24 protein-coding genes are annotated in these 26,433 nt (G+C 60.2%); 14 read left to right on the forward strand and 10 right to left on the reverse strand.

The annotated features are described in order from the left end of the window. Position 1: 1 nt before the first annotated feature. Both sdhD and sdhC read right to left on the reverse strand, forming a co-directional pair. Positions 2–370, reverse strand: a complete 369-nt coding sequence (gene sdhD, locus ACXR0M_RS21755) for a succinate dehydrogenase, hydrophobic membrane anchor protein (protein WP_003222999.1) — start codon at positions 368–370, stop codon at positions 2–4. Further along, the gene (gene sdhC, locus ACXR0M_RS21760) at positions 364–738 is read right to left on the reverse strand and encodes a succinate dehydrogenase, cytochrome b556 subunit (protein WP_016773673.1); all 375 of its coding nucleotides are present in this window, start codon (positions 736–738) and stop codon (positions 364–366) included. Before sdhC ends, sdhD begins: the two co-directional genes overlap by 7 nt. Positions 739–1,101: 363 nt before the next feature. Here sdhC and gltA point away from each other — a divergent pair, with 363 nt between their 5' ends. Next, the gene (gltA, locus tag ACXR0M_RS21765; protein WP_003222994.1) at positions 1,102–2,391 is read left to right on the forward strand and encodes a citrate synthase; all 1,290 of its coding nucleotides are present in this window, start codon (positions 1,102–1,104) and stop codon (positions 2,389–2,391) included. Between the two features lie 976 nt (positions 2,392–3,367). On the opposite strand, the gene ACXR0M_RS21770 is transcribed toward gltA, so the two are convergent. The 3 genes from ACXR0M_RS21770 to ACXR0M_RS21780 all read right to left on the reverse strand — a co-directional run bounded on the left by ACXR0M_RS21770 (position 3,368) and on the right by ACXR0M_RS21780 (position 6,427). After that, positions 3,368–5,026 (reverse strand): cation acetate symporter, encoded by a 1,659-nt coding sequence (locus ACXR0M_RS21770; protein WP_458833796.1) that lies wholly within the window; start codon positions 5,024–5,026, stop codon positions 3,368–3,370. Continuing rightward, positions 5,023–5,334, reverse strand: a complete 312-nt coding sequence (locus ACXR0M_RS21775; RefSeq protein WP_458833797.1) for a DUF485 domain-containing protein — start codon at positions 5,332–5,334, stop codon at positions 5,023–5,025. Before ACXR0M_RS21775 ends, ACXR0M_RS21770 begins: the two co-directional genes overlap by 4 nt. 241 nt (positions 5,335–5,575) lie before the next feature. Further along, the gene (locus ACXR0M_RS21780; RefSeq protein WP_458833880.1) at positions 5,576–6,427 is read right to left on the reverse strand and encodes a glycine betaine ABC transporter substrate-binding protein; all 852 of its coding nucleotides are present in this window, start codon (positions 6,425–6,427) and stop codon (positions 5,576–5,578) included. A 286-nt stretch (positions 6,428–6,713) separates the two neighbouring features. Between ACXR0M_RS21780 and ACXR0M_RS21785 the strand changes: the two genes are divergently transcribed. Then, on the forward strand, positions 6,714–8,309 hold the full coding sequence (locus tag ACXR0M_RS21785; RefSeq protein ID WP_458833798.1) for a glycoside hydrolase family 17 protein: 1,596 nt from the start codon (positions 6,714–6,716) through the stop codon (positions 8,307–8,309). 94 nt (positions 8,310–8,403) lie between these two features. Here ACXR0M_RS21785 and ACXR0M_RS21790 read toward each other — a convergent pair whose 3' ends face one another. Beyond that, positions 8,404–8,772: a hypothetical protein gene (locus tag ACXR0M_RS21790; protein WP_458833799.1), complete on the reverse strand. Its 369-nt coding sequence runs from the start codon at positions 8,770–8,772 to the stop codon at positions 8,404–8,406. A 224-nt stretch (positions 8,773–8,996) separates the two neighbouring features. On the opposite strand from ACXR0M_RS21790, the gene ACXR0M_RS21795 reads away from it, so the two are divergent. Beyond that, the gene (locus ACXR0M_RS21795) at positions 8,997–10,295 is read left to right on the forward strand and encodes a serine/threonine protein kinase (RefSeq protein ID WP_458833800.1); all 1,299 of its coding nucleotides are present in this window, start codon (positions 8,997–8,999) and stop codon (positions 10,293–10,295) included. Beyond that, positions 10,288–11,076 carry an MlaA family lipoprotein gene (locus tag ACXR0M_RS21800; protein ID WP_458833801.1) on the forward strand — a complete coding sequence of 263 codons (789 nt, stop codon included), beginning with the start codon at positions 10,288–10,290 and terminating at the stop codon, positions 11,074–11,076. The genes ACXR0M_RS21795 and ACXR0M_RS21800 overlap by 8 nt, the downstream gene beginning before the upstream one ends. 129 nt (positions 11,077–11,205) lie before the next feature. On the opposite strand, the gene ACXR0M_RS21805 is transcribed toward ACXR0M_RS21800, so the two are convergent. Further along, positions 11,206–12,120, reverse strand: coding sequence for a DUF808 domain-containing protein (locus ACXR0M_RS21805; protein WP_458833802.1), 915 nt, complete (start codon positions 12,118–12,120; stop codon positions 11,206–11,208). A 134-nt stretch (positions 12,121–12,254) separates the two neighbouring features. Between ACXR0M_RS21805 and ACXR0M_RS21810 the strand changes: the two genes are divergently transcribed. Next, positions 12,255–12,863, forward strand: coding sequence for a TetR/AcrR family transcriptional regulator (locus ACXR0M_RS21810; protein WP_458833803.1), 609 nt, complete (start codon positions 12,255–12,257; stop codon positions 12,861–12,863). Between the two features lie 126 nt (positions 12,864–12,989). Here the strand turns inward: ACXR0M_RS21810 and ACXR0M_RS21815 are convergent, their stop codons facing one another. Together ACXR0M_RS21815 and ACXR0M_RS21820 are read right to left on the reverse strand one after the other, a co-directional pair. Further along, entirely contained in the window at positions 12,990–13,448 is a 459-nt protein-coding gene (locus ACXR0M_RS21815; protein ID WP_458833804.1) for an REP-associated tyrosine transposase, read from the reverse strand. Positions 13,449–13,655: 207 nt separating this feature from the next. Further along, positions 13,656–14,096, reverse strand: a complete 441-nt coding sequence (locus ACXR0M_RS21820) for a GlcG/HbpS family heme-binding protein (RefSeq protein WP_458833805.1) — start codon at positions 14,094–14,096, stop codon at positions 13,656–13,658. Positions 14,097–14,365: 269 nt separating this feature from the next. Between ACXR0M_RS21820 and gcl the strand changes: the two genes are divergently transcribed. The 8 genes from gcl to ACXR0M_RS21860 all read left to right on the forward strand — a co-directional run bounded on the left by gcl (position 14,366) and on the right by ACXR0M_RS21860 (position 24,088). Beyond that, positions 14,366–16,141, forward strand: a complete 1,776-nt coding sequence (gene gcl / locus ACXR0M_RS21825) for a glyoxylate carboligase (protein WP_458833806.1) — start codon at positions 14,366–14,368, stop codon at positions 16,139–16,141. A gap of 140 nt (positions 16,142–16,281) precedes the next feature. After that, complete coding sequence (gene hyi, locus ACXR0M_RS21830) at positions 16,282–17,064, forward strand: hydroxypyruvate isomerase (RefSeq protein ID WP_025111893.1); 783 nt, start codon at positions 16,282–16,284, stop codon at positions 17,062–17,064. A gap of 136 nt (positions 17,065–17,200) precedes the next feature. Next, positions 17,201–18,094 carry a 2-hydroxy-3-oxopropionate reductase gene (locus ACXR0M_RS21835; RefSeq protein WP_458833807.1) on the forward strand — a complete coding sequence of 298 codons (894 nt, stop codon included), beginning with the start codon at positions 17,201–17,203 and terminating at the stop codon, positions 18,092–18,094. Positions 18,095–18,249: 155 nt separating this feature from the next. After that, on the forward strand, positions 18,250–19,524 hold the full coding sequence (locus ACXR0M_RS21840; RefSeq protein WP_458833808.1) for a glycerate kinase type-2 family protein: 1,275 nt from the start codon (positions 18,250–18,252) through the stop codon (positions 19,522–19,524). Beyond that, the gene (pyk, locus tag ACXR0M_RS21845) at positions 19,521–20,936 is read left to right on the forward strand and encodes a pyruvate kinase (RefSeq protein WP_458833809.1); all 1,416 of its coding nucleotides are present in this window, start codon (positions 19,521–19,523) and stop codon (positions 20,934–20,936) included. The genes ACXR0M_RS21840 and pyk overlap by 4 nt, the downstream gene beginning before the upstream one ends. A gap of 211 nt (positions 20,937–21,147) precedes the next feature. Beyond that, positions 21,148–22,062 carry an urea transporter gene (locus tag ACXR0M_RS21850; RefSeq protein ID WP_458833810.1) on the forward strand — a complete coding sequence of 305 codons (915 nt, stop codon included), beginning with the start codon at positions 21,148–21,150 and terminating at the stop codon, positions 22,060–22,062. Positions 22,063–22,083: 21 nt separating this feature from the next. Next, on the forward strand, positions 22,084–22,908 hold the full coding sequence (locus ACXR0M_RS21855) for an ion transporter (RefSeq protein ID WP_458833811.1): 825 nt from the start codon (positions 22,084–22,086) through the stop codon (positions 22,906–22,908). A gap of 181 nt (positions 22,909–23,089) precedes the next feature. Next, a complete protein-coding gene (locus ACXR0M_RS21860) occupies positions 23,090–24,088 on the forward strand; it encodes a sulfate ABC transporter substrate-binding protein (protein ID WP_458833812.1) in 999 nt (332 codons plus the stop codon). 240 nt (positions 24,089–24,328) lie between these two features. Here the strand turns inward: ACXR0M_RS21860 and ACXR0M_RS21865 are convergent, their stop codons facing one another. Further along, positions 24,329–24,949 carry a hypothetical protein gene (locus tag ACXR0M_RS21865; protein ID WP_458833813.1) on the reverse strand — a complete coding sequence of 207 codons (621 nt, stop codon included), beginning with the start codon at positions 24,947–24,949 and terminating at the stop codon, positions 24,329–24,331. A gap of 243 nt (positions 24,950–25,192) precedes the next feature. Here ACXR0M_RS21865 and ACXR0M_RS21870 point away from each other — a divergent pair, with 243 nt between their 5' ends. Further along, positions 25,193–26,380, forward strand: a complete 1,188-nt coding sequence (locus tag ACXR0M_RS21870; protein ID WP_458833814.1) for an MFS transporter — start codon at positions 25,193–25,195, stop codon at positions 26,378–26,380. Positions 26,381–26,433: the final 53 nt, after the last annotated feature.

Raw genomic sequence — 26,433 nt, forward strand, 5'->3', positions numbered from 1 at the left:
CTCAGATACCCCAGAGAATCTGCACACCCCAGACGAAGTAAGCGAACATCGCAACGCCGCATACTGCCTGGAAAAGGAAACGTATAGCCGTCGCGGACTTGCCGAACGCCATTGGCGTCAGGTAGTCGGTCGCGATGGTCCACATGCCGACCCAGGCGTGAGCGCCAAGGGCAACCAGGGCCAGAAGGCTGAAAATACGCATTCCGTTGTGGGCGAACAGTTCATGCCACTGGGCATACTCGAGGCCTGGGTGGGCCACGACGTATCCGATCAGAAAGATGAAGTAAGCCGCGAGAACGACCGCAGACACACGTTGCGCCATCCAGTCATAGAGGCCCGAACGCGAGAGGTTCGTGACGTTAGTTACCATATCCAGACTCCTGCCAGAACGATTACCACCACGGAAACGGCGATAACGATTTTCGAGCCCAGCTTGCCGCCTTCCAGCGTCTCACCGATGCCCATGTCCATGATCAAGTGGCGCACACCGGCAACCAGGTGATACAGCAGAGCGGACAGGATGCCCCAAATCACTAGCTTGGCTAGCGGACTGGTCAGACACGCTTTCACCTGACCGAAGCCTTCCTCGGAGCTCAGCGACTTGTCCAATGCATAAAGCATGATGGCAAGGCACACAAAGAGGATGACACCGGAGATTCGGTGAAGAATGGACGTGTAAGCAGTGACTGGGAGTTTGATGGTCCTTAGGTCTAGGTTTACAGGTCGTTGGCTTTTCACGGCTTTTTTTTCACACTGAAGAGCCCCTAACAATCAGGGCAAAGTTGTTGGGGAGTGCACTGGTCAGGTAACCACCACCCAGGGATGCGACCCCCAATGAAAGCAAGCCCAAAAGCCCTTGGCGGTCGGTGGCCGAGTATAGACAGTTAGGCTACTAATGACAACGCAATCACCTACCCCAAATAGCTGATTGCACAAGTCGTATAAAAGGCGTAAATGGCAGGCAATTTCGAGGAAAAAGTGCGCTTAAAGCCTTCTGGAGCAAGACTTTAGGCAAATTGACATTCGAATTTATCTCACTATAGTGGTGCGGGCCCTGCGTGGGGGGTCTGTCTGATGGTTCAAGCATAAATAGGAGGCCACATGGCTGACAAAAAAGCGCAGTTGATCATCGAGGGCGCAGCCCCCGTCGAGCTGCCCATTTTAACCGGCACCGTTGGTCCCGATGTAATCGATGTTCGGGGCCTGACGGCCACGGGCCGCTTCACTTTCGACCCGGGTTTCATGTCGACCGCCTCGTGCGAATCGAAGATTACCTATATCGACGGCGACAACGGCATTCTGTTGCACCGCGGCTACCCGATCGAACAGCTGGCTGAAAAGTCGGACTACCTGGAAACCTGCTACCTGCTGCTCAACGGCGAACTGCCGACCGCAGAACAGAAGGCCCAGTTCGTCAGCACCGTGAAAAACCACACCATGGTTCACGAGCAGCTGAAAACCTTTTTCAACGGCTTCCGCCGCGACGCCCACCCGATGGCCGTCATGTGCGGTGTAGTCGGCGCCCTCTCGGCCTTCTACCACGACTCCCTGGACATCAATAACCCGCAGCATCGCGAAATTTCCGCGATCCGTCTGGTTGCCAAGATGCCGACCCTGGCAGCGATGGTTTACAAGTACTCCATGGGCCAACCCATGATGTACCCGCGCAACGACCTGACGTACGCGGAAAACTTCCTGCACATGATGTTCAACACCCCGTGCGAGATCAAACCGATCAGCCCGGTACTCGCCAAGGCCATGGACCGGATCTTCATCCTCCATGCCGACCACGAGCAGAACGCTTCGACCTCTACCGTGCGCCTGGCCGGCTCCTCGGGTGCCAACCCGTTCGCCTGTATCGCCGCCGGCATCGCCGCACTGTGGGGCCCTGCCCACGGCGGTGCGAACGAAGCGGTATTGACCATGCTTGACGAGATTGGCGATGTGTCGAACATCGACAAATTCATCGCCAAGGCCAAGGACAAGAACGATCCGTTCAAGCTGATGGGCTTCGGTCACCGCGTCTACAAGAACCGCGACCCGCGCGCCACTGTAATGAAGCAGACCTGCGACGAAGTGCTGAAGGAACTGGGCATCAACAACGATCCGCAACTCGAACTGGCCATGCGCCTGGAAGAGATCGCCCTGACCGACCCGTACTTCATCGAACGCTCGCTGTACCCGAACGTCGACTTCTACTCGGGGATCATCCTCAAGGCGATCGGCATTCCGACCAGCATGTTCACCGTGATTTTTGCCCTGGCACGTACTGTAGGCTGGATTTCGCACTGGAAGGAAATGCTCTCCAGCCCGTACAAGATTGGCCGTCCGCGCCAGCTTTACACGGGTTACGAGTCGCGTGATATCACCAAGCTGGAAGACCGCAAATAAGATTTTTATTGCGATGATGGTTTGAGGCTGGATCGGGAACGGCCCCTATTTATATAGGGGCCGTTTTTGTTTTGGTCTTGGTCGCAGCGGCCTTCGGGCCGACTGGGGTTTTGGGGTTGGGGGCATATCCGTTGCTTCGGGTGTTGCGGCTGGCGGTTTCGCTCTTACAGCGAGTCACCTTTTCCAAACGCCGAAAAGGTAACCCAAAAGGCTATGCCCCGGCGTACGGCACTTCGCTTAGGCTCAGTGTTCCCTCGCTACGGTGTCCATCAGGGGGCATCGCCTACGGTTTGCTTCGCTGCACCTCCTCTCGATGTATGCGGCTTCGCCGCATGGCGCTGCGCGCCTACCCCCTGATGAACACCTACGCTCGGCCTGCCGAAGGGGCGGAAAGTCAAAAGCCAGAGCAAGAGCTAGATCAAAAGCCAAAGCCAAAGCAGATCAAAAGATCGCAGCCTTCGGCAGCTCCTACAGGGGATGTGTTCAACCTGAAGAATCAGGTCGGCTGTCAGGCCGCCATCGCGAGCAGGCTCGCTCCTACAGAAAAGCCAAGGCAGACCGCATCCGCTTCTCACCACTCAACAGGATGAGCGTTAGCTCGGCTGCAGCTTTTGATCTGCAGGCGACGTCGGGAGGCTGAGTGGAGGGGTTGATCCGGGGGTGGGAGCGCAGCGACCGTTTGGCGAAGCCAAACACAGCGAGAGGAGGTGCAGCGAAGCAAACCGTAGGCGCTGCGCCCGGATCAATCCCGCAGCGAAGGAACCCCGAGCGTTAGCGAGCGGGCCGGACGTAGGAGCAAGCGTTTTTTTGCTTACTTTTTTTAGGCGCCGTTTGTAAAAAAAGTGAGTCGCCGTAAGGGCGAAACCCTAAGCCGCCGTTACCGCAGCAACGGATATGCCCACAATTCCACTCCGATAACCGCCCACAAAAAATGCCCCGATCTCTCAATCAGGGCATTCAAACAACCATCAAGCAATCAGTGAGACACAGCCCCACTCGCCCCCAGCCCCGTCTGCGACCGCACAAACTGCGGGAAGAACAGCGCCCGCTCGTTCTCGGCCGCCGCCGACTTGTCGGTGATCGAGAAGAACCAGATCCCGATAAACGCAATGATCATCGAGAACAGCGCCGGATACTCGTAAGGGAAGATCGCCTTCTCGTGATGCAGAATCTGCACCCAGATGGTCGGGCCAAGAATCATCAGCCCCACCGCACTCACCAGCCCCAGCCAGCCACCAATCATCGCCCCTCGGGTAGTCAACTTCTTCCAGTACATCGAAAGCAGCAGCACCGGGAAGTTGCAGCTCGCCGCGATGGAGAACGCCAGGCCGACCATGAACGCAATGTTCTGGCTTTCGAACAGGATGCCCAGGCCGATGGCCAGCACGCCCAGCGCGATGGTGGTGATCTTCGATACGCGAATCTCATCCTTGTCGTTGGCCTTGCCTTTCTTGATCACGCTGGCATACAGGTCGTGCGACACCGCCGACGCACCGGCCAGGGTCAGACCGGCAACCACCGCCAGAATGGTCGCGAACGCCACCGCCGAGATGAAGCCCAGGAAGATACTGCCGCCCACCGCGTCAGCCAGATGCACCGCCGCCATGTTGTTGCCGCCGAGCAGAGCGCCCGCCGCGTCCTTGAACGCCGGATTGGTGCTGACCAGCAGGATCGCGCCGAAGCCGATGATGAAGGTCAGGATGTAGAAGTAACCAATGAAGCCGGTGGCATACAGCACGCTCTTACGCGCTTCCTTGGCATCGCTCACAGTGAAGAAGCGCATCAGAATGTGCGGCAGGCCAGCGGTACCGAACATCAGCGCCAGGCCAAGGGAGAACGCCGAAATCGGGTCTTTCACCAGGCCGCCCGGGCTCATGATCGCTTCACCTTTCGGGTGAACCTTGACCGCCTCGGAGAACAGCATGTTGAAGTCGAAGTTGACGTGTTTCATTACCATCAGCGCCATGAACGAAGCACCGGACAGCAGCAGCACCGCCTTGATGATCTGTACCCAGGTGGTCGCCAGCATGCCGCCGAACAGCACGTACAGGCACATCAGGATCCCCACCAGAATCACCGCGACGTAGTAGTCGAGACCGAACAGCAGCTGGATCAGCTTGCCGGCACCGACCATTTGCGCGATCAGGTAGAACGCCACCACCACCAGCGAACCGCAGGCAGACAGAGTGCGGATCTGGGTTTGCCCGAGGCGGTAGGACGCCACGTCGGCAAAGGTGTATTTGCCCAGGTTACGCAGGCGCTCGGCGATCAGGAACAGAATGATCGGCCAGCCGACCAGGAAGCCGATCGAGTAGATCAGGCCGTCGTAGCCGGAGGTGAACACCAGCGCGGAAATGCCCAGGAAGGACGCCGCCGACATATAGTCACCGGCAATCGCCAGACCGTTCTGGAAACCGGTGATCTTGCCGCCCGCCGCATAGTAGTCGGCAGCGGATTTGTTGCGCTTGGACGCCCAGTAGGTGATGCACAGCGTCGCACCGACGAACACCACGAACATGGCGATCGCGGCAACGTTGAGCGGTTGTTTGTGCACTTCGCCGGTCAGAGCGTCAGCGGCCCAGACGGCGGGCGCGAACGCTGCGATGCTCAAAAGAGCCAGTAGACGCCGGATCATTGCTGAGCCTCCTTGAGAATCGCATTGTTCAGGTCGTCGAACTCGCCGTTGGCGCGTCGCACGTAGATGCCGGTCAAGATAAAGGCCGAGACAATCAGCCCGACACCGATCGGAATGCCCCAGGTAATCGAAGACCCGGGACTGAGTTTGGCCCCGAGCACTTGCGGCCCGTAGGCGATCAGCAGGATGAATCCGGAGTACAGCCCGAGCATGACCGCCGAGAGTATCCAGGCGAATCGTTCTCTTTTTCGCACCAGCTCCTTGAAGCGCGGGCTGTTTTGAATCGAGAGGTAAATGCTGTCGTTCATTGTTTTTATCCTCGCAGCACAGATTATTGTTGGAACGTATCCACTGTATGCGGCTGCGGAACGGCTTCCAGACGACCTTAGTATTAGAACGACATGACGTTTTCGCCAATTTTCAGTACACAAAAAAAACTGTGGGAGCGGGCTTGCTCGCGAAGGCGCCGTATCAGGCAACATTCTGTCAACTGTTACAGCGCTTTCGCGAGCAAGCCCGCTCCCACAGTGTCCGGCGTTGATTGGACTTTTATTTAGTCCAGTCAGCCACACGATCCGGGTGTTTGGCCACCCAATCCTTGGCCGCGGCGTCAGGCTTGGCGCCGTCTTGAATCGCCAGCATGACTTCGCCAATCTCGTCTTTCGACGCCCACTGGAAGTTTTTCAGGAACTTGGCCACTTCCGGCGCTTTGGTCGCCAGCTCTTTGCTGCCGATGCTGTTCACGGTTTCAGCCGCGCCGTACACGCCTTTCGGGTCGTCGAGGAAGCGCAGTTTCCACTTGGCGAACATCCAATGCGGCACCCAACCAGTGACCGCAATCGATTCGTTCTTCTTCTCGGCACGGGTCAGCTCGGCAATCATGCCGGCGCCGGAACTGGCCTTGAGGGTGTATTTGTCGAGGCCGTAATCCTTGATCGCCTGATCGGTCTTGAGCATCACGCCTGACCCGGCGTCGATGCCGACGATACGGTTTTTGAAGCTGTCGTCGGTTTTCAGGTCTTCGATCGATTTCGCTTTGACGTACTCCGGCACGATCAGGCCGATTTTTGCATCCTTGAAGTTCGGGCCGTAATCGACGACCTGATCCTTGTTCTTCGTCCAGTATTCGCCGTGGGTGACCGGCAGCCAGGCCGAGAGCATCGCGTCGAGTTTGCCGGTGGCCACGCCCTGCCACATGATCCCGGTGGCGACGGCTTGCAGCTTCACGTCATAGCCGAGTTTCTGTTTGATCACTTCGGCCGCCACGTGGGTGGTCGCGACGCTGTCGGACCAGCCGTCAACGTAACCGATGTTCAGGGTCTGTTTTTCAGCGCTGGCGAATGTGGAACTCATCGCAAGTACCAGAGCGGCACCTGCGCCTAAAAGTCGTCGCATCTTCATCGTTACTTCCCCGAAATGCTGCGCCCGGCGGATGCCGGACATCGTCAACGTATTGTTATGGTGCACGGCGCCTCCATCACGCCCGACCGCAAACCTGCCCGACTGTCAGTGGAGTACTGACGCTTTCGATCATCGGCCTGACGCCAACAGCGACCTTCTCTGGCAGCGACCTCAAGACAACGAGAAACGACATCAGAAAGCCATTAATCGCAGCGCAATAAATGACGCCAGCCAATCCGCCCGAACTTTGCATGGCAAAGCATGCCGGCCACCAACCGGCAGATAAATGCAGGTAACATGCGTCGCTTTGCAGCCACTCGGCCTGACCATGTCCGCGACGTCCCGCTTCCCGCTCCTCCCCTATCTCTTCGCTTGCCTGCTCGGCCTGTTGGCCTTGGGCGGCTTCTGGTACGGCCTCGGCAAACCGGTGATCCTGCCGGACGCCGCGACCCCGACGCACAAGTTGCAATGCGCGTCCTACACGCCGTTCGACAAGGATCAGTCGCCGTTCGACGTGCCGTTCAAACTACGCCCGGAGCGCATGGACGCCGACCTCGCGCTGCTGGCGACCCGCTTCGAATGCATCCGCACCTACTCCATGACCGGCCTCGAAGCCCTGCCGGCTCTGGCGCGCAAGCACGGTTTGAAATTGATGATCGGCGCCTGGGTCAACAGCAACCCGGTGGACACCGAGAAGGAAGTCGACCTGCTGATCGCCTCGGCCAACGCCAACCCGGACGTGGTCAGCGCGGTGATCGTCGGCAACGAAGCCCTGCTGCGCAAGGAAGTCACCGGCGCGCAACTGGCCCGGCTGATCAACAAGGTCAAGAGCCAGGTCAAGCAGCCAGTCACTTATGCCGATGTCTGGGAGTTCTGGCTCAAGCACCCGGAAGTCGCGCCAGCGGTGGATTTCCTGACCATTCACTTGCTGCCGTACTGGGAAGATGATCCGTCGAACATCGATGTCGCCCTGCAACATGTGGCGGATGTGCGTCAGGTGTTCGGCAACAAGTTCGCGCCCAAGGACGTGATGATCGGCGAAACCGGCTGGCCCAGCGAAGGCCGCCAGCGCGAGACCGCCCTGCCGAGCCGGGTCAATGAGGCCAAATTCGTTCGCGGTTTTGTCGCGATGGCCGAGAAGGAAGGCTGGCATTACAACCTGATCGAAGCGTTCGACCAGCCATGGAAACGCGGCAGCGAAGGTGCGGTCGGCGGCTACTGGGGCCTGTTCGACGCGGATCGTCAGGACAAGGGGATTCTCGCCGGGCCAGTGACCAACGTGCCGTACTGGAAGGAATGGCTAGGCGTTGGCGGGCTGATCTTCCTCGGCACGCTGCTGCTCGGTGGCCGGGTGCGCAGCGCGCGATCGGCGTTGCTCCTGCCATTGCTTGGCGCGCTGGCTGCCTGCTCGATCGGTGCCTGGGGCGATCTGGCGCGAGTGACCACGCGATTTGCCGGCGAATGGCTGTGGGTCGGTTTGTTGACCGTGCTGAATCTGCTGGTGTTGGCGCATGCCGCGTTGAGCCTGAGTGCCCGTGAAGGCTGGCGTGAACGCGCGTTCAATCTGCTGCAGCGTCGCGCCGGCTGGCTGGTGGCAGCGGCCGGTTTCGCGGCGGCGGTGATGATGCTGGAGATGGTGTTCGACGCGCGTTATCGCAGCTTCGCCAGCATGGCGTTCATTCTGCCGGCGCTGGTGTACCTGTGCCGCCCGGTGAGCGTGCCGCGGCGGGAAATCGCTTTGCTGACTTTCATCATCGGTGCAGGTATTGCGCCGCAGCTGTTCGAGGAAGGCTTGCAGAATCAGCAGGCCTGGGGCTGGGCGCTGGTCAGTGGTTTGATGGTGGCAGCGTTATGGCGCTGTCTGCGGGTTCGCCGTCACTGATCAAAACAGCAAGGTCAAAAGATCGCAGCCTTCGGCAGCTCCTACATAAAGCGTGACATCTGTAGGAGCTGCCGCAGGCTGCGATCTTTTCCCATCAGGCGCTACGGGACTCGCGGACCAACCGCAACCCGGCAATCACCAGCGCAAACACCGCCAAAGTAGTGTTGTACAACGCCAGCGCCGGCAACCCGAACACCAACCCCAGCACCGCCAGCCACCATCCTGCGCGCCCAGGCACGACAAACCCGAGCAGCGCCGCACCCAGTGCCGTCCAGCCCAATACCTTGAAGTGAATCAGCAGCCCGAGATTGGAGCGCACCGCGCATTCCCAACGGCTCGCCTCATCGACGCAGATACCGACCCATTGTCCGTCCTCCATGAAACCATAACGCGCGCCATAACTGGCCGCCAGCCACAGCGGCAGCAGAACGAGCAACAGAATCACGGGCAAGCGGCGGGACATGAAGCACTCCAATCTTCGGAAATCGGCGGCCAGCTTAATCGGACTTCTACCGTTGGCAAGCACTAACAACTGTTAACTGGTCATCCGCGCCATGCAAAGTGTATCGTCCAGCTACTATTACTCCGAATTCTGCCTGTTTGGTGCCGAGGCATGGCACTTTGGCGCAAACCCGGTGGTCATAGCCTGCGAACTTCATTCGGCACCTTCCTTTAAGGGATCCAGTCATGCTCCGTTCCTTGCGCTTCGCCGCGCTGTTCAGCGGCCTTATTCTGAGTGCGTCCGCACTGGCGGTGGATATCGATGCCGCCAGTTATGGCTATCCCCTGACCAATCCGTTCGAGGCGACCATCGCCACGACGCCGCCAGACCTGCGCCCGGAATTGCCGGCGGACGAGGACATCAACCAGTCCGACCACAGCATCACCCTGCGCCCGGAACGGGCCTTCATCCTCCCGGACAATTTCTGGGCGGTGAAGAAACTCACCTACCGCATCGCCACACAAGACAAACCGGCGCCGCTGATCTTCCTGATCGCCGGCACCGGCGCGCGCTATGACAGCACGCTCAACGAATACCTGAAGAAGCTCTACTACAAGGCCGGCTATAACGTCGTGCAACTGTCGTCGCCGACCAGCTTCGACTTCATCAGCGCGGCCTCACGCTTTGCCACACCCGGCATCACCAAGGAAGACGCCGAAGACATGTACCGGGTGATGCAGGCCGTGCGCGCGCAGCATCCGAAACTGCCGGTCACCGAGTATTACCTCAGCGGTTACAGCCTCGGCGCCCTGGATGCCGCGTTCGTCGCGCACCTGGACGAAACCCGGCGCAGCTTCAACTTCAAGAAAGTCTTGCTGCTCAACCCGCCGGTCAACCTCTACACCTCGATCACCAACCTCGACAAGCTGGTGCAGACCGAGGTGAAAGGCATCAACAACAGCACCACCTTCTATGAACTGGTGCTGGGCAAGCTGACCCGCTACTTCCAGCAGAAAGGCTACATCGACCTCAACGACGCCCTGCTCTATGACTTCCAGCAGTCAAAACAGCACCTGACCAACGAGCAGATGGCGATGCTGATCGGCACCTCGTTCCGTTTCTCGGCGGCCGACATCGCCTTTACTTCGGACCTGATCAACCGTCGCGGCCTGATCACCCCGCCGAAATTCCCGATCACCGAAGGCACCAGCCTCACGCCGTTCCTCAAGCGTGCGCTGCAATGCGACTTTGACTGCTACCTGACCAATCAGGTGATCCCGATGTGGCGCGCCCGCACCGATGGCGGCAGCCTGCTGCAACTGGTCGATCAGGTCAGCCTGTACGCACTCAAGGATTACCTGCATGACAGCCCGAAAATCGCCGTGATGCACAACGCCGACGACGTGATCCTCGGCCCGGGCGACCTGGGTTTCCTGCGCAAGACCTTCGGTGATCGCCTGACCGTTTATCCACTGGGTGGCCACTGCGGCAACCTTAACTACCGCGTCAACAGCGACGCCATGCTGGAGTTCTTCCGTGGCTAAATATCTCCTGCTGATTGCAGCGCTCCTCAGTGCAGGCGTGGCCCAGGCCGACAACAGCAAAGCCAACGCGCCAGTGGTGGTCGACAGCGACGGCTTCAAGGAGCCGCTGTCCAAACTCAAGTTCAACCCGGGACTGGACCAGCGCGAATTCGAGCGTTCGACCCTCAACGCGCTCAATGTCTATGACCCGCTGGAGTCGTGGAACCGCCGCGTCTACCACTTCAACTACCGCTTCGACCAATGGGTGTTCCTGCCGGTGGTCGACGGTTATCGCTACGTGACGCCAAGCTTTCTGCGCACCGGGGTGAGCAACTTCTTCAACAACCTTGGCGACGTGCCGAACCTGGTCAACAGCCTGCTGCAGTTCAAGGGCAAGCGTTCGATGGAAACCACCGCGCGGCTGCTGCTTAACACCACCATCGGCATCGCCGGTCTGTGGGACCCGGCCACCGCCATGGGCCTGCCGCGCCAGAGCGAAGACTTCGGCCAGACCCTGGGCTTCTACGGGGTACCGGGCGGCGCCTATTTCGTGCTGCCGATCCTCGGCCCGTCGAACATTCGCGACACCGCCGGCCTGGCCGTGGACTACAGCGCCGAATCGGCGATCAACTACCTGAACGTGTCGAAAGTCAGCGAAAATCACCCGGAAATCTGGGCCCTGCGCGCCGTCGACAAGCGCTACCAGACCCACTTCCGCTACGGCCAGATGAACTCGCCGTTCGAGTACGAGAAAGTGCGTTACGTCTACACCGAGTCGCGCAAGTTGCAGATTGCCGAGTAAAAACGGCTGACACAAAACAATGTGGGAGCGAGCTTGCTCGCGAAAGCGCAGTAACAGTCGACGTAAATATTGACTGGACTACAGCATTCGCGAGCAAGCCCGCTCCCACAGTTGTTATGTGTCGGGCGTTTAGCCTTTCACGGCTTTCCAGATCTTGCCAACCACGGACACCACCGCCAGCACCACCGCACCGGCAATAATCCCCGCCACACCATTGAGCAATACCGGCACCGCAAACCCGGCGTTGCCCGCCGCCGCACCCACACCTTCAATCCAGTGATGCACCGGCGCAATACCGTGGGTCAGGATGCCGCCGCCAACCAGAAACATCGCCGCCGTGCCGATCACAGACAGGCCTTTCATCATGTACGGCGCCGCGCGCAGGATCGCGTTGCCGATGTTTTTCGCTGCCGGGGCGGATTTCTGTGTCAGCCACAGGCCCAGGTCGTCGAGCTTGACGATGCCGGCCACCAGACCATAGACGCCAACGGTCATGACAATCGCGATGCCGGACATCACGATCACTTGCTGGGTCAGCGACGCATCGGCCACGGTGCCGAGGGTGATGGCGATGATCTCCGCCGAAAGAATGAAGTCGGTGCGGATCGCGCCTTTGATCTTGTCCTTCTCGTAGGCCACCAGATCGGTGGTCGGTTCGGCCACTGCCGCGCTCAGTTGTGCGTGATCGGCGTCATCTTCGGCTTTGCTGTGCAGAAACTTGTGCGCGAGCTTCTCGAAGCCTTCAAAACACAGATAGGCGCCGCCGACCATCAGCAGCGGCGTCACCAGCCACGGCACAAACGCACTGATCGCCAGCGCCGACGGCACCAGGATCAACTTATTCAGGAACGAGCCCTTGGCGACCGCCCAGACCACGGGAATTTCCCGTTCGGCGCGCACCCCGGAGACCTGCTGGGCATTGAGCGCCAGATCGTCGCCAAGCACCCCGGCGGTCTTCTTCGCGGCCATTTTGCTCATCAACGCCACGTCATCCAGAACCGTGGCGATATCGTCGATCAGCACCAGCAAACTGCTTCCTGCCATGAATCTTGTTTCCTTATGTGAATAATGCCGTGCAGCATACCGCGACGGCGGGCCACACGGGGCATTCTTGAGCCACGCGCGAGGCCGGTGCTACCATGCGCAACCGCCAGAACAGGCAAGGAACCACCGGGTTTATGAGCACAATCCGCGAGCGCAACAAAGAACTGATCCTGCGTGCCGCCAGCGAGGAGTTTGCCGACAAGGGCTTCGCTGCGACCAAAACCAGCGACATCGCCGCCAAGGCGGGATTGCCCAAGCCCAACGTCTACTACTACTTCAAGTCCAAGGAAAACCTCTACCGCGAGGTGCTGGAAAGCATCATCGGCCCGATCCTGCAGGCCTCCACTCCGTTCAACCCGGACGGCGTGCCGAGCGAAGTGCTCAGCGGCTACATCCGCTCGAAGATCCGCATCTCCCGCGACCTGCCCCACGCGTCCAAGGTGTTCGCCAGCGAAATCATGCACGGCGCCCCGCACTTGAACGCCGATCTGGTCGAGCAACTCAACAGCCAGGCCAGGCACAACATCGACTGCATCCAGAGCTGGATCGACCGCGGCCAGATCGCCCCGGTCGACCCCAATCACCTGATGTTCAGCATCTGGGCCGCGACCCAGACCTACGCCGACTTCGACTGGCAGATTTCCGCAATCACCGGCAAGGACAAGCTGGACGAAGCGGATTATGAAGCGGCGGCGCAGACGATTATCCGGTTGGTGTTGAAGGGGTGTGAGCCGGATCAGTGAGACCGCGGTACCCTCATCGCTGGCAAGCCAGCTCCCACAGGTGCTTGTGTTGAACACAGATTTTGCGAACAACACAAATCCCTGTGGGAGCTGGCTTGCCAGCGACGGCGGCAACTCGTTATCAGATCAGACCCAGATGGCATCCCACAGCGGATAATCACCCAGCCTTTCCACCAATCCTGCCCGCAATGGATTGGCGACTACATAGCGCGCCATCTTCACCAGATCATCTTCGCGCCTCAATGCCCGGTCATGAAAACCCTGCTGCCAAAGCGGCCCGTTTCGACCGCTGGATGAATTTACTGCTCGGGTAACCAGCGACTTGGTTTCCCCCATCAGCCTTCTGAGCGAACAATTTTCCAGCTCAACGAGCCAATGAAAATGATCCGGCATCACTACCCACGCCAGCGACTTTGCCAGTCCAAGCTCCTGTGCCCGGCGAAATTGATGAACCACCAACCTGCCTAAAGCAAAATCGGCAAAGATCGGCTCCCGATCAAGTGTGCTGGTTGTCAGTAGATAGATTCGATTGGGCTCGGCATAGCGGCCGGTTCGCAGACGATGTGAAGCCGGAAGATCAGGCAATCCATTGCCCCTTGATGATGAGTTCATCAAAAGGCTAGACCGCAGCGCCCCATCTGGCTCAGCAGTCTTTTATCTTGATATGTCAGTCACACCGCCATCGCTGGCAAGCCAGCTCCCACAGGTTGGGCGGAGCTCTAATCTTCGAACCACGCGAAACCTTGTGGGAGCTGGCTTGCCAGCGATTGCTTTACTTCAGACGAGACAGACTCAAGCCGCCACCCCCGCATCCGCCGTCAACGCCAGCGCCTCCACCGCTTTGATCGCCACCTGCTCGTCAATATCCGACAGATCGCCGCTGATGCCGATCGCACCCAGCACATTCCCCGCCTGATCGCGGATCAAAACCCCGCCGGGCGCCGGGACGACGCTGCCTTGGCCGAGGCTGTTGAGCGCGGCGATGAAGGCCGGGCGTTGTTGCGCGTCGAGCGCCAGCAAACGTGAGCCCTTGCCCAGGGCAATGGCGCCCCAGGCTTTGCCGATGGCGATGTTCGGGCGCAGCAGGCTGGCGCCGTCTTCGCGTTGCAGGGTGATCAGGTGGCCGCCGGTATCGAGTACCGCGATGGTCAGCGGTGCAGCGTTGATGCCGCGCCCGGCGCTGATGGCCTGGTTGACCAGGTTGACTGCGACTTTCAAGGTTAAAGCGCTCATGGTGCCGTCCTCATTTTGTTATTGGGAAAGTCGTGGAGCTGCGCGGTTGTGCCGCAGCTCGATGGCACAAATAGAACACAATGAATTATTTTTTTGTATACAATAATTCTCGAAAAGCGCCCCATGCGACGAAAAGCCACAGCAGAAACCGGCTTCCGACGAATGAAACAGACGCTTGAGAAAATGGATTGACCTGCGCCGTCCGCCGTGAATACACTCTGCGCAAAGCCACTTGTATACAATTACAAAACGTAAAGAGGCACAAAACCATGAGCAAAATGAGAGCAATCGAAGCCGCCGTTCTGGTGATGCGCCGTGAAGGGGTTGATACCGCTTTTGGCATTCCGGGTGCTGCGATCAACCCGCTGTACTCCGCACTGAAGAAAGTCGGTGGCATCGATCACGTCCTTGCTCGCCACGTCGAAGGCGCGTCGCACATGGCCGAGGGTTATACCCGCACCAAGGCCGGCAACATCGGCGTGTGCATCGGTACGTCCGGCCCGGCCGGTACCGACATGGTCACCGGGCTCTACAGCGCCTCGGCCGACTCGATTCCCATCCTCTGCATCACCGGCCAGGCACCCCGCGCCCGTATGCATAAGGAAGATTTCCAGGCAGTCGATATCACCAGCATCGTCAAGCCCGTCACCAAGTGGGCGACCACGGTTCTGGAGCCGGGCCAGGTGCCTTACGCGTTCCAGAAGGCTTTCTACGAAATGCGCTCCGGCCGTCCGGGCCCGGTACTGATCGACCTGCCGTTCGACGTACAGATGGCCGAAATCGAATTCGACATCGACGCCTACCAGCCACTGCCGCTGGCCAAGCCAACCGCCTCCCGGGTTCAGGTCGAGAAGGCGCTGGCGCTGCTCGATCAGGCCGAGCGTCCATTGCTGGTGGCCGGTGGCGGCATCATCAACGCCGATGCCAGCGACCTGCTGGTGGAGTTCGCCGAGCTGACCGGTATCCCGGTGGTTCCAACGCTGATGGGCTGGGGCACCATTCCAGACGATCACCCGTTGATGGTCGGCATGGTCGGTCTGCAGACCTCGCACCGTTACGGCAACGCCACCATGTTGAAATCCGACGTGGTGCTGGGCATTGGTAACCGTTGGGCCAACCGTCACACCGGTTCGGTCGATGTCTACACCGAAGGCCGCAAATTCATTCACGTCGACATCGAAGGCACGCAGATCGGCCGCGTGTTCACCCCGGATCTGGGCATCGTTTCCGACGCCGCAGCCGCGCTGACCGTGTTCATCGAAGTCGCCCGTGAATGGCAAGCCGCCGGCAAGCTGAAAAACCGCAGTGCCTGGTTGCAGGATTGCCAGCAGCGCAAGGCCAGCCTGCAGCGTAAGACGCACTTCGACAACGTGCCGGTCAAGCCGCAGCGCGTTTACGAAGAGATGAACCAGGTGTTCGGCAAAGACACCTGCTACGTCAGCACCATTGGTCTGTCGCAGATTGCCGGCGCGCAGTTCCTGCACGTCTACAAGCCGCGTCACTGGATCAACTGCGGCCAGGCCGGCCCGTTGGGCTGGACCATTCCGGCAGCGCTGGGCGTGGTCAAGGCCGATCCGAACCGCAAAGTCGTGGCCCTGTCGGGGGACTATGACTTCCAGTTCATGATCGAGGAGCTGGCGGTCGGCGCTCAGTTCAAACTGCCTTACATCCACGTCGTGGTGAACAACTCGTACCTGGGGCTGATCCGTCAGGCCCAGCGCGGCTTCGAAATGGACTACTGCGTGCAGCTGTCCTTCGATAACCTGAACGCGCCGGAACTCAACGGTTACGGGGTTGACCACGTGGCAGTCGCCGAAGGCCTCGGCTGCAAGGCACTGCGAGTGTTCGAACCAGCGGAAATCGCCCCTGCCCTGCGCAAGGCCGAACAGCTGATCGAAGAGTTCAAGGTGCCGGTGATCGTCGAAATCATCCTGGAGCGTGTGACCAACATCTCCATGGGGACCGAGATCAACGCCGTCAACGAATTCGAAGACCTGGCGCTGGTTGGCAACGACGCACCAACAGCGATTTCGCTGCTTGATTAACTGCTGACCGCTCTCCCTGTGGGAGCGGGCTTGCTCGCGAAAGCAATTTCACATCCGACACTGGTGTTGGCTGATCTACCGCTTTCGCGAGCAAGCCCGCTCCCACAAGGGGAACCTCACAAGACTTACGGGAGACCACCATGCCGCGCTTCGCAGCCAACCTGTCCATGCTGTTCACCGAACAGGATTTCCTTGCCCGTTTCGACGCCGCCGCCAAGGCCGGTTTCAGCGGCGTCGAATACCTGTTCCCGTACGATTTCAGCTCCGCCGAAATCAAGGCAAAACTCGATGCCAACGGTCTGACTCAAGTGCTGTTCAACCTGCCGGCCGGTGACTGGGCCAAGGGCGAGCGCGGCATCGCGTGCCTGCCGGACCGGGTTGAAGAGTTCCGCGCCGGGGTCGATCTGGCGATTGCCTACGCGCAAGTGCTGGGCAACACCCAGGTCAACTGCCTGGCCGGTATCCGTCCGCAAGGCGTGGACGATGCCACCGTGGAAAAAACCTTCGTCGCCAACCTCAAGTACGCGGCCGACAAGCTGCAGGCGGCGGGTATCAAACTGGTGATGGAAGCGATCAACACCCGCGACATCCCCGGCTTCTACCTGAACAACACGGCGCAGGCCCTGTCGATTCGCGAGCAGGTCGGCAGCGCCAATCTGTTCCTGCAATACGACATCTACCACATGCAAATCATGGAAGGCGATCTGGCCCGCACCCTGCAATCGCACCTGGGCGAGATCAACCACGTGCAGCTCGCGGACAACCCGGGGCGCAACGAGCCGGGCACCGGCGAGATCAACTACCGCTTCCTGTTCGAACACCTGGACCGCATCGGTTATCAGGGCTGGGTGGGTTGCGAGTACAAGCCGCTGACTACCACGGAAGCGGGCCTCGGCTGGCTGAAAACCCACAACGCAATCTGACAAACACATGACCCTGTAGGAGCTGCCGCAGGCTGCGATCTTTTGATCTTGCTTTTGCAGATCAAGATCAAGAACAAAAGATCGCAGCCTGCGGCAGCTCCTACAGGGAGACATACAAAAACAAGAGGATTTTCTCATGGCTAAAATCGGATTTATCGGCACCGGCATCATGGGCCACCCAATGGCGGCGAACCTGCAGAAAGCCGGTCACAGCCTGTTCCTGTCGGCGCATCACGACGCCGCCCCTGCCGACCTGGTCGCCGCAGGCGCCGTGGCCCTGGCCAACCCGCGCGAAGTCGCGCAGGAAGCTGAATTCATCATCGTCATGGTCCCGGATACCCCGCAGGTCGACGACGTGCTGTTCCGCGCTGACGGCGTGGCTGCCGGTATCGGCAAAGGCAAAGTGGTGATCGACATGAGTTCGATCTCGCCGACCGCGACCAAGGCCTTCGCTGCCAAAATCAACGAGAAAGGCGCGCAATACCTCGACGCCCCGGTATCCGGTGGTGAAGTCGGCGCCAAGGCTGCAACCCTGAGCATCATGGTCGGTGGCGATGCCGATGCCTTCGAACGCGCGCTGCCGCTGTTCCAGGCGATGGGCAAGAACATCACCCTGGTCGGTGGCAACGGCGACGGTCAGACCGCCAAGGTGGCGAATCAGATCATCGTCGCGCTGAACATCCAGGCAGTGGCAGAAGCCCTGCTGTTCGCCTCAAAAAACGGTGCCGACCCGGCCAAGGTCCGTGAGGCGCTGATGGGTGGCTTCGCTTCGTCGAAGATCCTCGAAGTGCACGGCGAGCGCATGATCAAAGGCACCTTCGATCCGGGCTTCCGCATCAGCCTGCACCAGAAGGACCTGAACCTGGCCCTGCAAGGCGCCAGGGAACTGAACATCAACCTGCCGAACACCGCCAACGCCCAGCAAGTGTTCAGCACCTGCGCGGCCATCGGTGGCAGCAACTGGGACCACTCGGCGCTGATCAAGGGTCTGGAACACATGGCCAACTTCTCGATTCGCGACAAGAAATAGCCCTGCCCCGCTTTCCATGTGGAAGCGGGCTTGCTCGCGAAGAGGGCGTGTCAGTCGACATGGAGATTGACTGACCCACCGCATTCGCGAGCAAGCCCGCTCCCACAATGGATCTGTGTTGCCCTTTCGAATAACAAGAATTCCGGGAGCCCGCCATGTCGGTCGATCCGCAACACCTGCTGCGCGAACTGTTTGCCACAGCCATCGACGCGGCCCATCCGAATCAGGTCCTCGAAGCTCATCTGCCCGCTGACCGCACCGGCCGAGTCATTGTCATCGGCGCCGGTAAAGCCGCCGCCGCCATGGCGCAGGTGGTCGAGCGCTGCTGGCAGGGCGAAGTCTCCGGCCTGGTGGTGACCCGTTACGGGCATGGCGCGCCGTGCGAAAAAATCGAAGTGGTCGAAGCCGCGCATCCGGTACCGGACGCAGCGGGTCTGGCCGTGGCCAAACGCGTGCTGGAACTGGTCAGCAACCTGAGCGAAGACGACCGGGTAATCTTCCTGTTGTCCGGTGGCGGCTCCGCCCTGCTCGCGCTGCCGGCCGAAGGCATCTCCCTCGCCGACAAGCAGTCGATCAACAAGGCCCTGCTCAAATCCGGCGCGACCATCGGCGAGATGAACTGCGTGCGCAAGCACCTCTCGGCGATCAAGGGCGGCCGCCTCGGCAAAGCCTGCTGGCCTGCCACTGTCTACACCTACGCGATTTCCGATGTGCCGGGCGACCTCGCCACGGTCATCGCCTCCGGCCCGACCGTGGCCGACCCGAGCACCTCGGCCGAAGCGCTGGCGATCCTCAAACGCTACAACATTGAAGTCCCGACCTCGGTGCGCAACTGGTTGCAAAGCGCGGAATCGGAAACGGTCAAACCCGGTGATCCGAGTCTCGCGCGCAGCCACTTCCAGTTGATCGCCCGCCCGCAGCAATCGCTGGATGCCGCCGCAGTGAAATGCCGTCAGGCCGGTTTCAGCACGCTGATCCTCGGCGACCTTGAAGGTGAATCCCGCGAAGTGGCGAAGGTCCACGCCGGCATCGCTCGCCAGATCATCAACCATGGCCAGCCACTGGCAGCGCCGTGCGTGATTCTCTCCGGCGGCGAAACCACGGTGACCGTGCGCGGCAATGGCCGTGGCGGACGCAACGCCGAATTTCTCCTCAGCCTCACCGACAGCCTCAAGGGCCAGCCCGGGGTCTACGCGCTGGCCGGTGACACCGACGGTATCGACGGCTCGGAAGACAACGCCGGCGCCATCATGACCCCGGACAGCTACGCGCGCGCCGCCGCCCTTGGTCTGAGCACCAGCGACGAGCTGGATAACAACAACGGTTACGGCTACTTCGCCGCGCTCGACGCGCTGATCGTCACCGAACCGACCCGCACCAACGTCAACGACTTCCGCGCCATCCTGATCCTCGAGAGCTCTAAATCATGACGCCTGATAAAAAGGTCAAAATCCTCGCCACCCTCGGGCCCGCTGTCGATGGCATCGACGACATCCGTGAACTGGTCGAGGCCGGGGTCAATATCTTCCGCCTCAATTTCAGCCACGGCGATCACGCCGATCACGCCAAGCGCTATCAGTGGATCCGCGAAGTCGAGCGCCAGCTCAACTACCCGTTGGGCATTCTGATGGATCTGCAAGGGCCGAAACTGCGCGTCGGCAAGTTCGCCGAGGGCAAGGTGCAGTTGCATCGCGGTCAGGCGTTTCGCCTCGATCTGGACGCCACGCCCGGCGATGAACGCCGAGTGAATCTGCCGCACCCGGAGATCATTGCTGCGCTGGAAGCCGGCATGGACCTGCTGCTGGACGACGGCAAACTGCGTCTGCGCGTGGTCAGCAAATACACCGACGCCATCGACACCACCGTGCTCGCCGGCGGCGAACTGTCGGACCGCAAAGGCGTCAACGTGCCGCAAGCGGTGCTCGACCTGAGCCCACTGACCGCCAAGGATCGTCGCGACCTCAGCTTCGGCCTGGAGCTGGGTGTGGACTGGGTGGCGCTGTCGTTCGTGCAACGCCCACAGGACATTCTCGAAGCCCGCGAACTGATCGGCGACAAGGCCTTTCTGATGGCGAAAATCGAGAAGCCGTCGGCGGTTGAGCAACTGCGGGAAATCGCCGAACTGAGCGACGCAATCATGGTGGCTCGCGGTGACCTTGGCGTCGAAGTACCGGCGGAAAGCGTGCCGCAGATCCAGAAGAACATCATCAGCACCTGCCGTGAACTGGGTAAACCGGTGGTGGTGGCGACGCAGATGCTCGAGTCGATGCGCTTCTCCCCGGCCCCGACCCGCGCCGAAGTCACCGACGTCGCCAACGCCGTGGCTGAAGGCGCCGATGCGGTGATGCTCTCGGCGGAAACCGCGTCCGGCGAATACCCGCTGGAAGCGGTGCAGATGATGAGCAAAATCATCCGCCAGGTGGAAAACGGTCCGGACTACCAGACCCAGCTCGACGTCAGCCGACCGAAAGCCGAAGCCACCGTGTCCGATGCGATCAGTTGCGCGATCCGGCGCATCAGCAACGTGCTGCCGGTGGCAGTGCTGGTCAACTACAGCGAATCGGGCACCTCAAGCCTGCGGGCGGCGCGGGAGCGGCCGAAAGCGCCAATCCTCAACCTGACGCCGAACCTGCAGACCGCACGCCGCCTGAGCGTGGCGTGGGGCATTCACTCGGTGGTCAACGACCGTCTGCGTCAGGTCGACGAGGTGTGTTCCACCGCACTGGAAATCGCCCAGGCGCAAGGCATGGCCGAACGTGGCGACACCTTGCTGATCACCGCCGGCGTGCCGTTCGGCCAGCCGGGATCGACCAATTCGCTGCGCATTGAAACGCTGATTTAACCCACATTCCTGATGTGAGCACCAAACCTGTGGCGAGGGGATTCATCCCCGATTGACTGCGCAGCAGTCGTCGCTTTTAGGACATGACGGTTTTCACAGAAAAACCGCATCGACCGATTTTGGGGCTGCTTCGCAGCCCATCGGGGATAAATCCCCTCGCCACAGTATTTGCAAGACCTTTTGCTGTTCCAACTGCCCAGACTTTCTCAACATGCCTGCCAATCATTTCAACACCCACTGCCCCGACTGGGCCGAGGCTTTGCTCAACGGTTTCAGTCAGATATTCCTCCAGCGCCATCCGCTGTGCGGCCTGTTGTGTCTGCTGGCGATCCTGCTCACCGCGCCGGTGCTGTTTGCCGGGGCGCTGCTCGGTGGCGTCGCCGGGCTGCTCACCGCGCAACGGCGCAACTACGCCAAGGCGGATCGTCAGGCTGGACTGTTCAGCTATAACGGCGTGCTGCTCGGTTTATTGCTGAGCCTGTATTTGCCCTGGTCACCGTTGCTGCCACCGCTGATTCTCGCGGCCGGCGGCTTGAGCGCGATGCTCACTCAGCAATGGCTCAAACACGTGTACCGCAGCCGCTCGATACCAGCCTACACCTCGCCGTTCGTGGTCATCAGTTGGGTGTTGCTGCTGTTCGCCGAACCGTCCGCGCCGACGGCACACATCGAGATGACCACGCTGAACCTGCTCGCCGCGCAACTGCGGGGATTGGGTCAGGTGATGTTCCTCGATCATCCACTGGCTGGCGCGTTGATCGGCATCGGCTTGCTGATCGCCGATCGCCGGGTGTTCTGCTGGGCGCTGCTGGCGTCGGCCATCGGCCTCGGCTCTAGCCTGTTGCAGCACGAAAGCAGCGCTGCCTTGCTCGGTCTCGGCAGCTACAACGCAGTGCTCGCCGCCCTCGCCTTCAGCACACAACGTCAGCAACCGTGGCTGCCGCTGCTGGGTATCGTCCTCGCGCTGCTGGTCACGCCACTGTTCGCCGCCATCGGCCTGGCAACGCTGACCGCGCCGTTCATCCTCGCTGGTTGGCTGATCCGCGTCGGGATCCAGATGCTCGGCCAGGCAGCCGTCGACGGCACGCCTTGCACACAAGGGGACAATCAACCTAGGCTGCGCTGATCTTCGATTCAGGCGTTATCCATGGACAGCAGCAACAGTTGGCGTGAACGGCTTTACGTGATGATTTTCCAGAGTGACACCCTCGCCGGGCGGCGCTTCGACGGCATTTTGCTGTTGATCATCCTCGCCAGCCTGGTGATCGTGATGCTCGACAGTATCGACAGCATTCACCAGAACTACGCCGATATGCTGGCGTACATCGAGTGGGGCTTCACCGTGATATTTCTCGGTGAATACATCCTGCGCCTGTACTGCTCACCGAAACCGTTGCGCTACGCCTTCAGCTTCTACGGGCTGGTGGACTTGCTGGCGATCGTGCCGGGGATTCTTGCGCTGTATTACAGCGATGCGCAGTACTTGCTGATCATCCGCATCATCCGCATGCTGCGGATCTTCCGCGTGCTCAAGCTCAGTCCGTACCTCAAGCAGGCCAACTACCTGATGTCGGCGCTGCGCGGCAGCAAGCAGAAGATCGTGGTGTTTCTGGTCAGCGTCTGCACCCTGGTGACGGTTTTCGGCACCCTGATGTACGTGATCGAAGGCCCGGAACACGGCTTCACCAGCATCCCCAAAGGCATCTATTGGGCGATCGTGACCCTGACTACCGTCGGCTTCGGCGACATCGTGCCCAAGACCCCGCTGGGCCAGGTGATTTCGTCGCTGGTGATGATCACCGGTTACTCGATCATCGCTGTGCCCACCGGGATTTTCACTGCCGAACTGGCAAACGCCATGCGCGGCGAACAGCTGCAGCACGACTGCCCGGTGTGCAAGAAAAACAGCCATGAACACGGCGCGGCGTTCTGCTCGCGCTGCGGCAATGCGCTGTTCAAGAAAATGGAATAAGTACAGAGCTTTTTAATCTTTAAACGGCTATGCGGGCACCCGTTATAGTCAGTGGCAATTGAACATCACCCCCTGTAGGAGCTGCCGCAGGCTGCGATCTTTTGATCTTGATCTTCTAAAAACAAAATCAAAAGATCGCAGCCTCCGGCAGCTCCTACATTTGAAAAACAAGGAATGCGCAGTGAAAAAACTCTTTGGCGCCTCACTTCTCGCCGCCGGTCTCGCCTTTGGCAGCGTGGCTCACGCCGCACCGACCCTGCTCAACGTCTCCTACGACGTGATGCGCGATTTCTACAAGGACTACAACACGGCGTTCCAGAAACACTGGCAGGCCGAGCACAACGAAAACATCACGGTGCAGATGTCCTTCGGCGGCTCCAGCAAGCAGGCGCGTGCGGTGATCGATGGCCTGCCGGCTGACGTCATCACCATGAACATGGCCACCGACATCAACGCCCTCGCGGACAACGGCAAACTGGTCCCGGAAAACTGGGTCACGCGCCTGCCGAACAACAGCGCGCCGTTCACCTCGGCCACCGTATTCATCGTCCGTAAAGGCAACCCGAAAGCCCTGAAAGACTGGCCGGATCTGCTCAAGGACGGCGTACAGGTGATCGTGCCGAACCCGAAAACCTCGGGTAACGGCCGCTACACCTACCTGTCGGCCTGGGGTTATGTGCTGAAGAACGGCGGTGACGAGAACAAAGCCAAGGACTTCGTCGGAAAACTGTTCAAACAGGCACCGGTCCTGGATACCGGGGGCCGCGCCGCAACCACCACGTTCATGACCAACCAGATCGGCGACGTGCTGGTGACCTTCGAGAACGAGGCGGAAATGATCGCTCGCGAGTTTGGTCGCGATCAGTTCGAAGTGATCTATCCAAGTGTTTCAGCTGAAGCCGAGCCGCCGGTATCGGTGGTCGACAAAGTGGTCGACAAGAAGGGTTCGCGTGCGGCGGCGGATGAGTACTTGAAGTACCTGTGGTCGCCGGAAGGTCAGGAAATTGCTGCGGCGAATTACCTGCGTCCACGTGATCCGGCGGTGTTGGCGAAATACACTGACCGTTTCCCGAAAGTCGATTTCCTTTCGGTGGAGAAAACCTTCGGTGACTGGCGCTCGGTGCAGAAGACTCACTTCAATGATGGTGGGGTGTTTGATCAGATTTACACCGGGCAGTAAGGCCTGAGCTGAAATGGAAAAGGCGATCCAAAGTGGTCGCCTTTTTTACGGCCGCAATACCCTCACCCCAGCCCTCTCCCAGAGGGAGAGGGGGCCGACCGTGAGATGCTCAAAAGATTCGCCGACCTGAAATTGCTACTGTGAATCCATAATCGCTGCGAGTCTTTCAGGTCGATGTATAGCGTCAGACACCTCGGTCAGTCCCCTCTCCCTCTGGGAGAGGGTTAGGGTGAGGGGCTTTTACATCGGTGGGGTTACACCGTCCTTGCCGGCAGAGATGGACTGCGCGGTCAGCGTGCCGTCCGCACTCTGGGTGACGAAAGTCACGATCTTCACCCCGACCTTGAGCAAACTGCGATCCGCCGGCGTCAGGTTGACGATCGGCACATCTTCCGGCACCAGAATCTTCTGCTGCCCGCCCTTGTAATTCACGGTCAGCACGCGGCCGTTGCTCACCACCAGATCGCCAACGCTGCCATTGGTCATGCTGCTGCCCTTGGCCAGGTCGAACGGCCGATGGCCATCGCCGCTGCCGGCCAGTTCCGGCGGGAATACGTGCACTTCCATGGCCTTGAGCGTGCCATCTTCCTGGGGCATGGCGGCCGAGCCGATGTAGCTGCCGGGTTTGATGTCTTCGATATTCGCCAGCGTGACGGCGCGAACCTTGGTGTCCGCCGTCAATCGGATCACCACGTTTTCGCCGCTGTTGACGTGCATCTTCAACGTGTCGGCGCTGACCCCGGTGATCTCACCGCGCACGCCAATGCGCATCCCGGGTGCCTCGGCTGCCTGCACAGCGCTGGCGCCGAGCAGACCGATCAGGGCAATCGTGGTGGTGTGACGCAGCAACTGACGCAACATGGCGGTCCTCCGGTGATGAACATTTGAACAGCGGCAGTAAACATAAGCACGCTATCGAAGAAGATGTAAGTGAATGTATCATCGACATTCGCCGGCCGGACGCAAGGTTCGCCGCTGGACGTCACGCTGCTGCACGCCAGTCATTCCGCAACGGAATAACTGCTATCGATACAAGGCTGCTACCGCCGCGTCGGTGCGTCCCTTAGCCTCACCGCACTCCCTTTCGCTGGATCGAGAAACCTTATGAACGCCACAACTCACGCAATGACCCGAGGCATGGTGCTGCTGTTCGCCTTCTGCTGCGGTGCGATCGTCGCCAACATCTACTACGCGCAGCCAATCATCGGCCTGATCGCCCCGGACATCGGCCTGTCCGACACCATGGCCAGCTTTATCGTCTCGCTGACCCAGATCGGTTACGCGCTGGGCCTGTTTTTCCTGGTGCCGCTGGGCGACCTGCTGGAAAACCGCCGGTTGATGATCATCACCACCGTGGTGGCGATTGCCAGTCTGCTGGGTGCGGCGTTCACCAGTCAGCCGAATGTGTTCCTGCTGATCTCGTTGCTGGTGGGTTTCAGTTCGGTGTCGGTGCAGATCCTGATCCCCCTCGCCGCGCATCTGGCACCGGAAGAGTCCCGTGGCCGGGTGGTCGGCGGGATCATGGGCGGCCTGCTGCTGGGCATCCTGCTGGCGCGGCCGGTGTCGAGCGTCGTGGCTGACCATTTCGGCTGGCGCGCAATGTTCATGATTGCGGCAGCGTTGATGGCAGCGATCAGCGTGGTGCTGGCGTTCACCGTGCCCAAGCGTCAACCGGATCACAGTGCCTCTTATGGCCAACTGATCGGCTCGTTGTGGACCCTGCTGCGCCAGCAACCGGTGTTGCGTCAGCGGGCGTTTTATCAGGGCTGCATGTTCGCCACCTTCAGCCTGTTCTGGACAGCGGTGCCGCTGGAACTGGCGCGCAACCATGGCCTGTCGCAAAGCGAGATTGCGATCTTCGCCCTGGTCGGCGCCATCGGTGCCATCGCCGCGCCAATCAGCGGACGCCTGGCTGACGCCGGTCACACCCGCATTGCCTCGCTGCTGGCAATGCTGTTCGCCAGCCTGGGTTTCCTGCCGGCGTTCATCCACCCGGCCTACAGCGTGATCGGCCTGGCCGTGACCGGCGTGGTACTGGATTTCTGCGTACAGATGAACATGGTCCTCGGCCAGCGCGCGGTGTATTCGCTGGACGCCAAAAGCCGCGGTCGCCTGAATGCGCTGTACATGACCAGCATCTTCATCGGCGGCGCCTTCGGCTCGTCGGTCGCCAGTGCGGTGTATGAGCATGGCGGCTGGTTGTGGATCGTGATTGTCGGCAGCGCCTTCCCGCTGTTGGCGCTGCTGCGGTTTTTGAGTGTTTCGCAGCGTGGTTCATTGGCGACGGCGTAAGGCGTCAAAAGCTTCGCGAGCAAGCTCGCTCCCACAGGTTACTCAGTGAACCT

This window comes from Pseudomonas sp. Eth.TT006 (assembly GCF_054456575.1).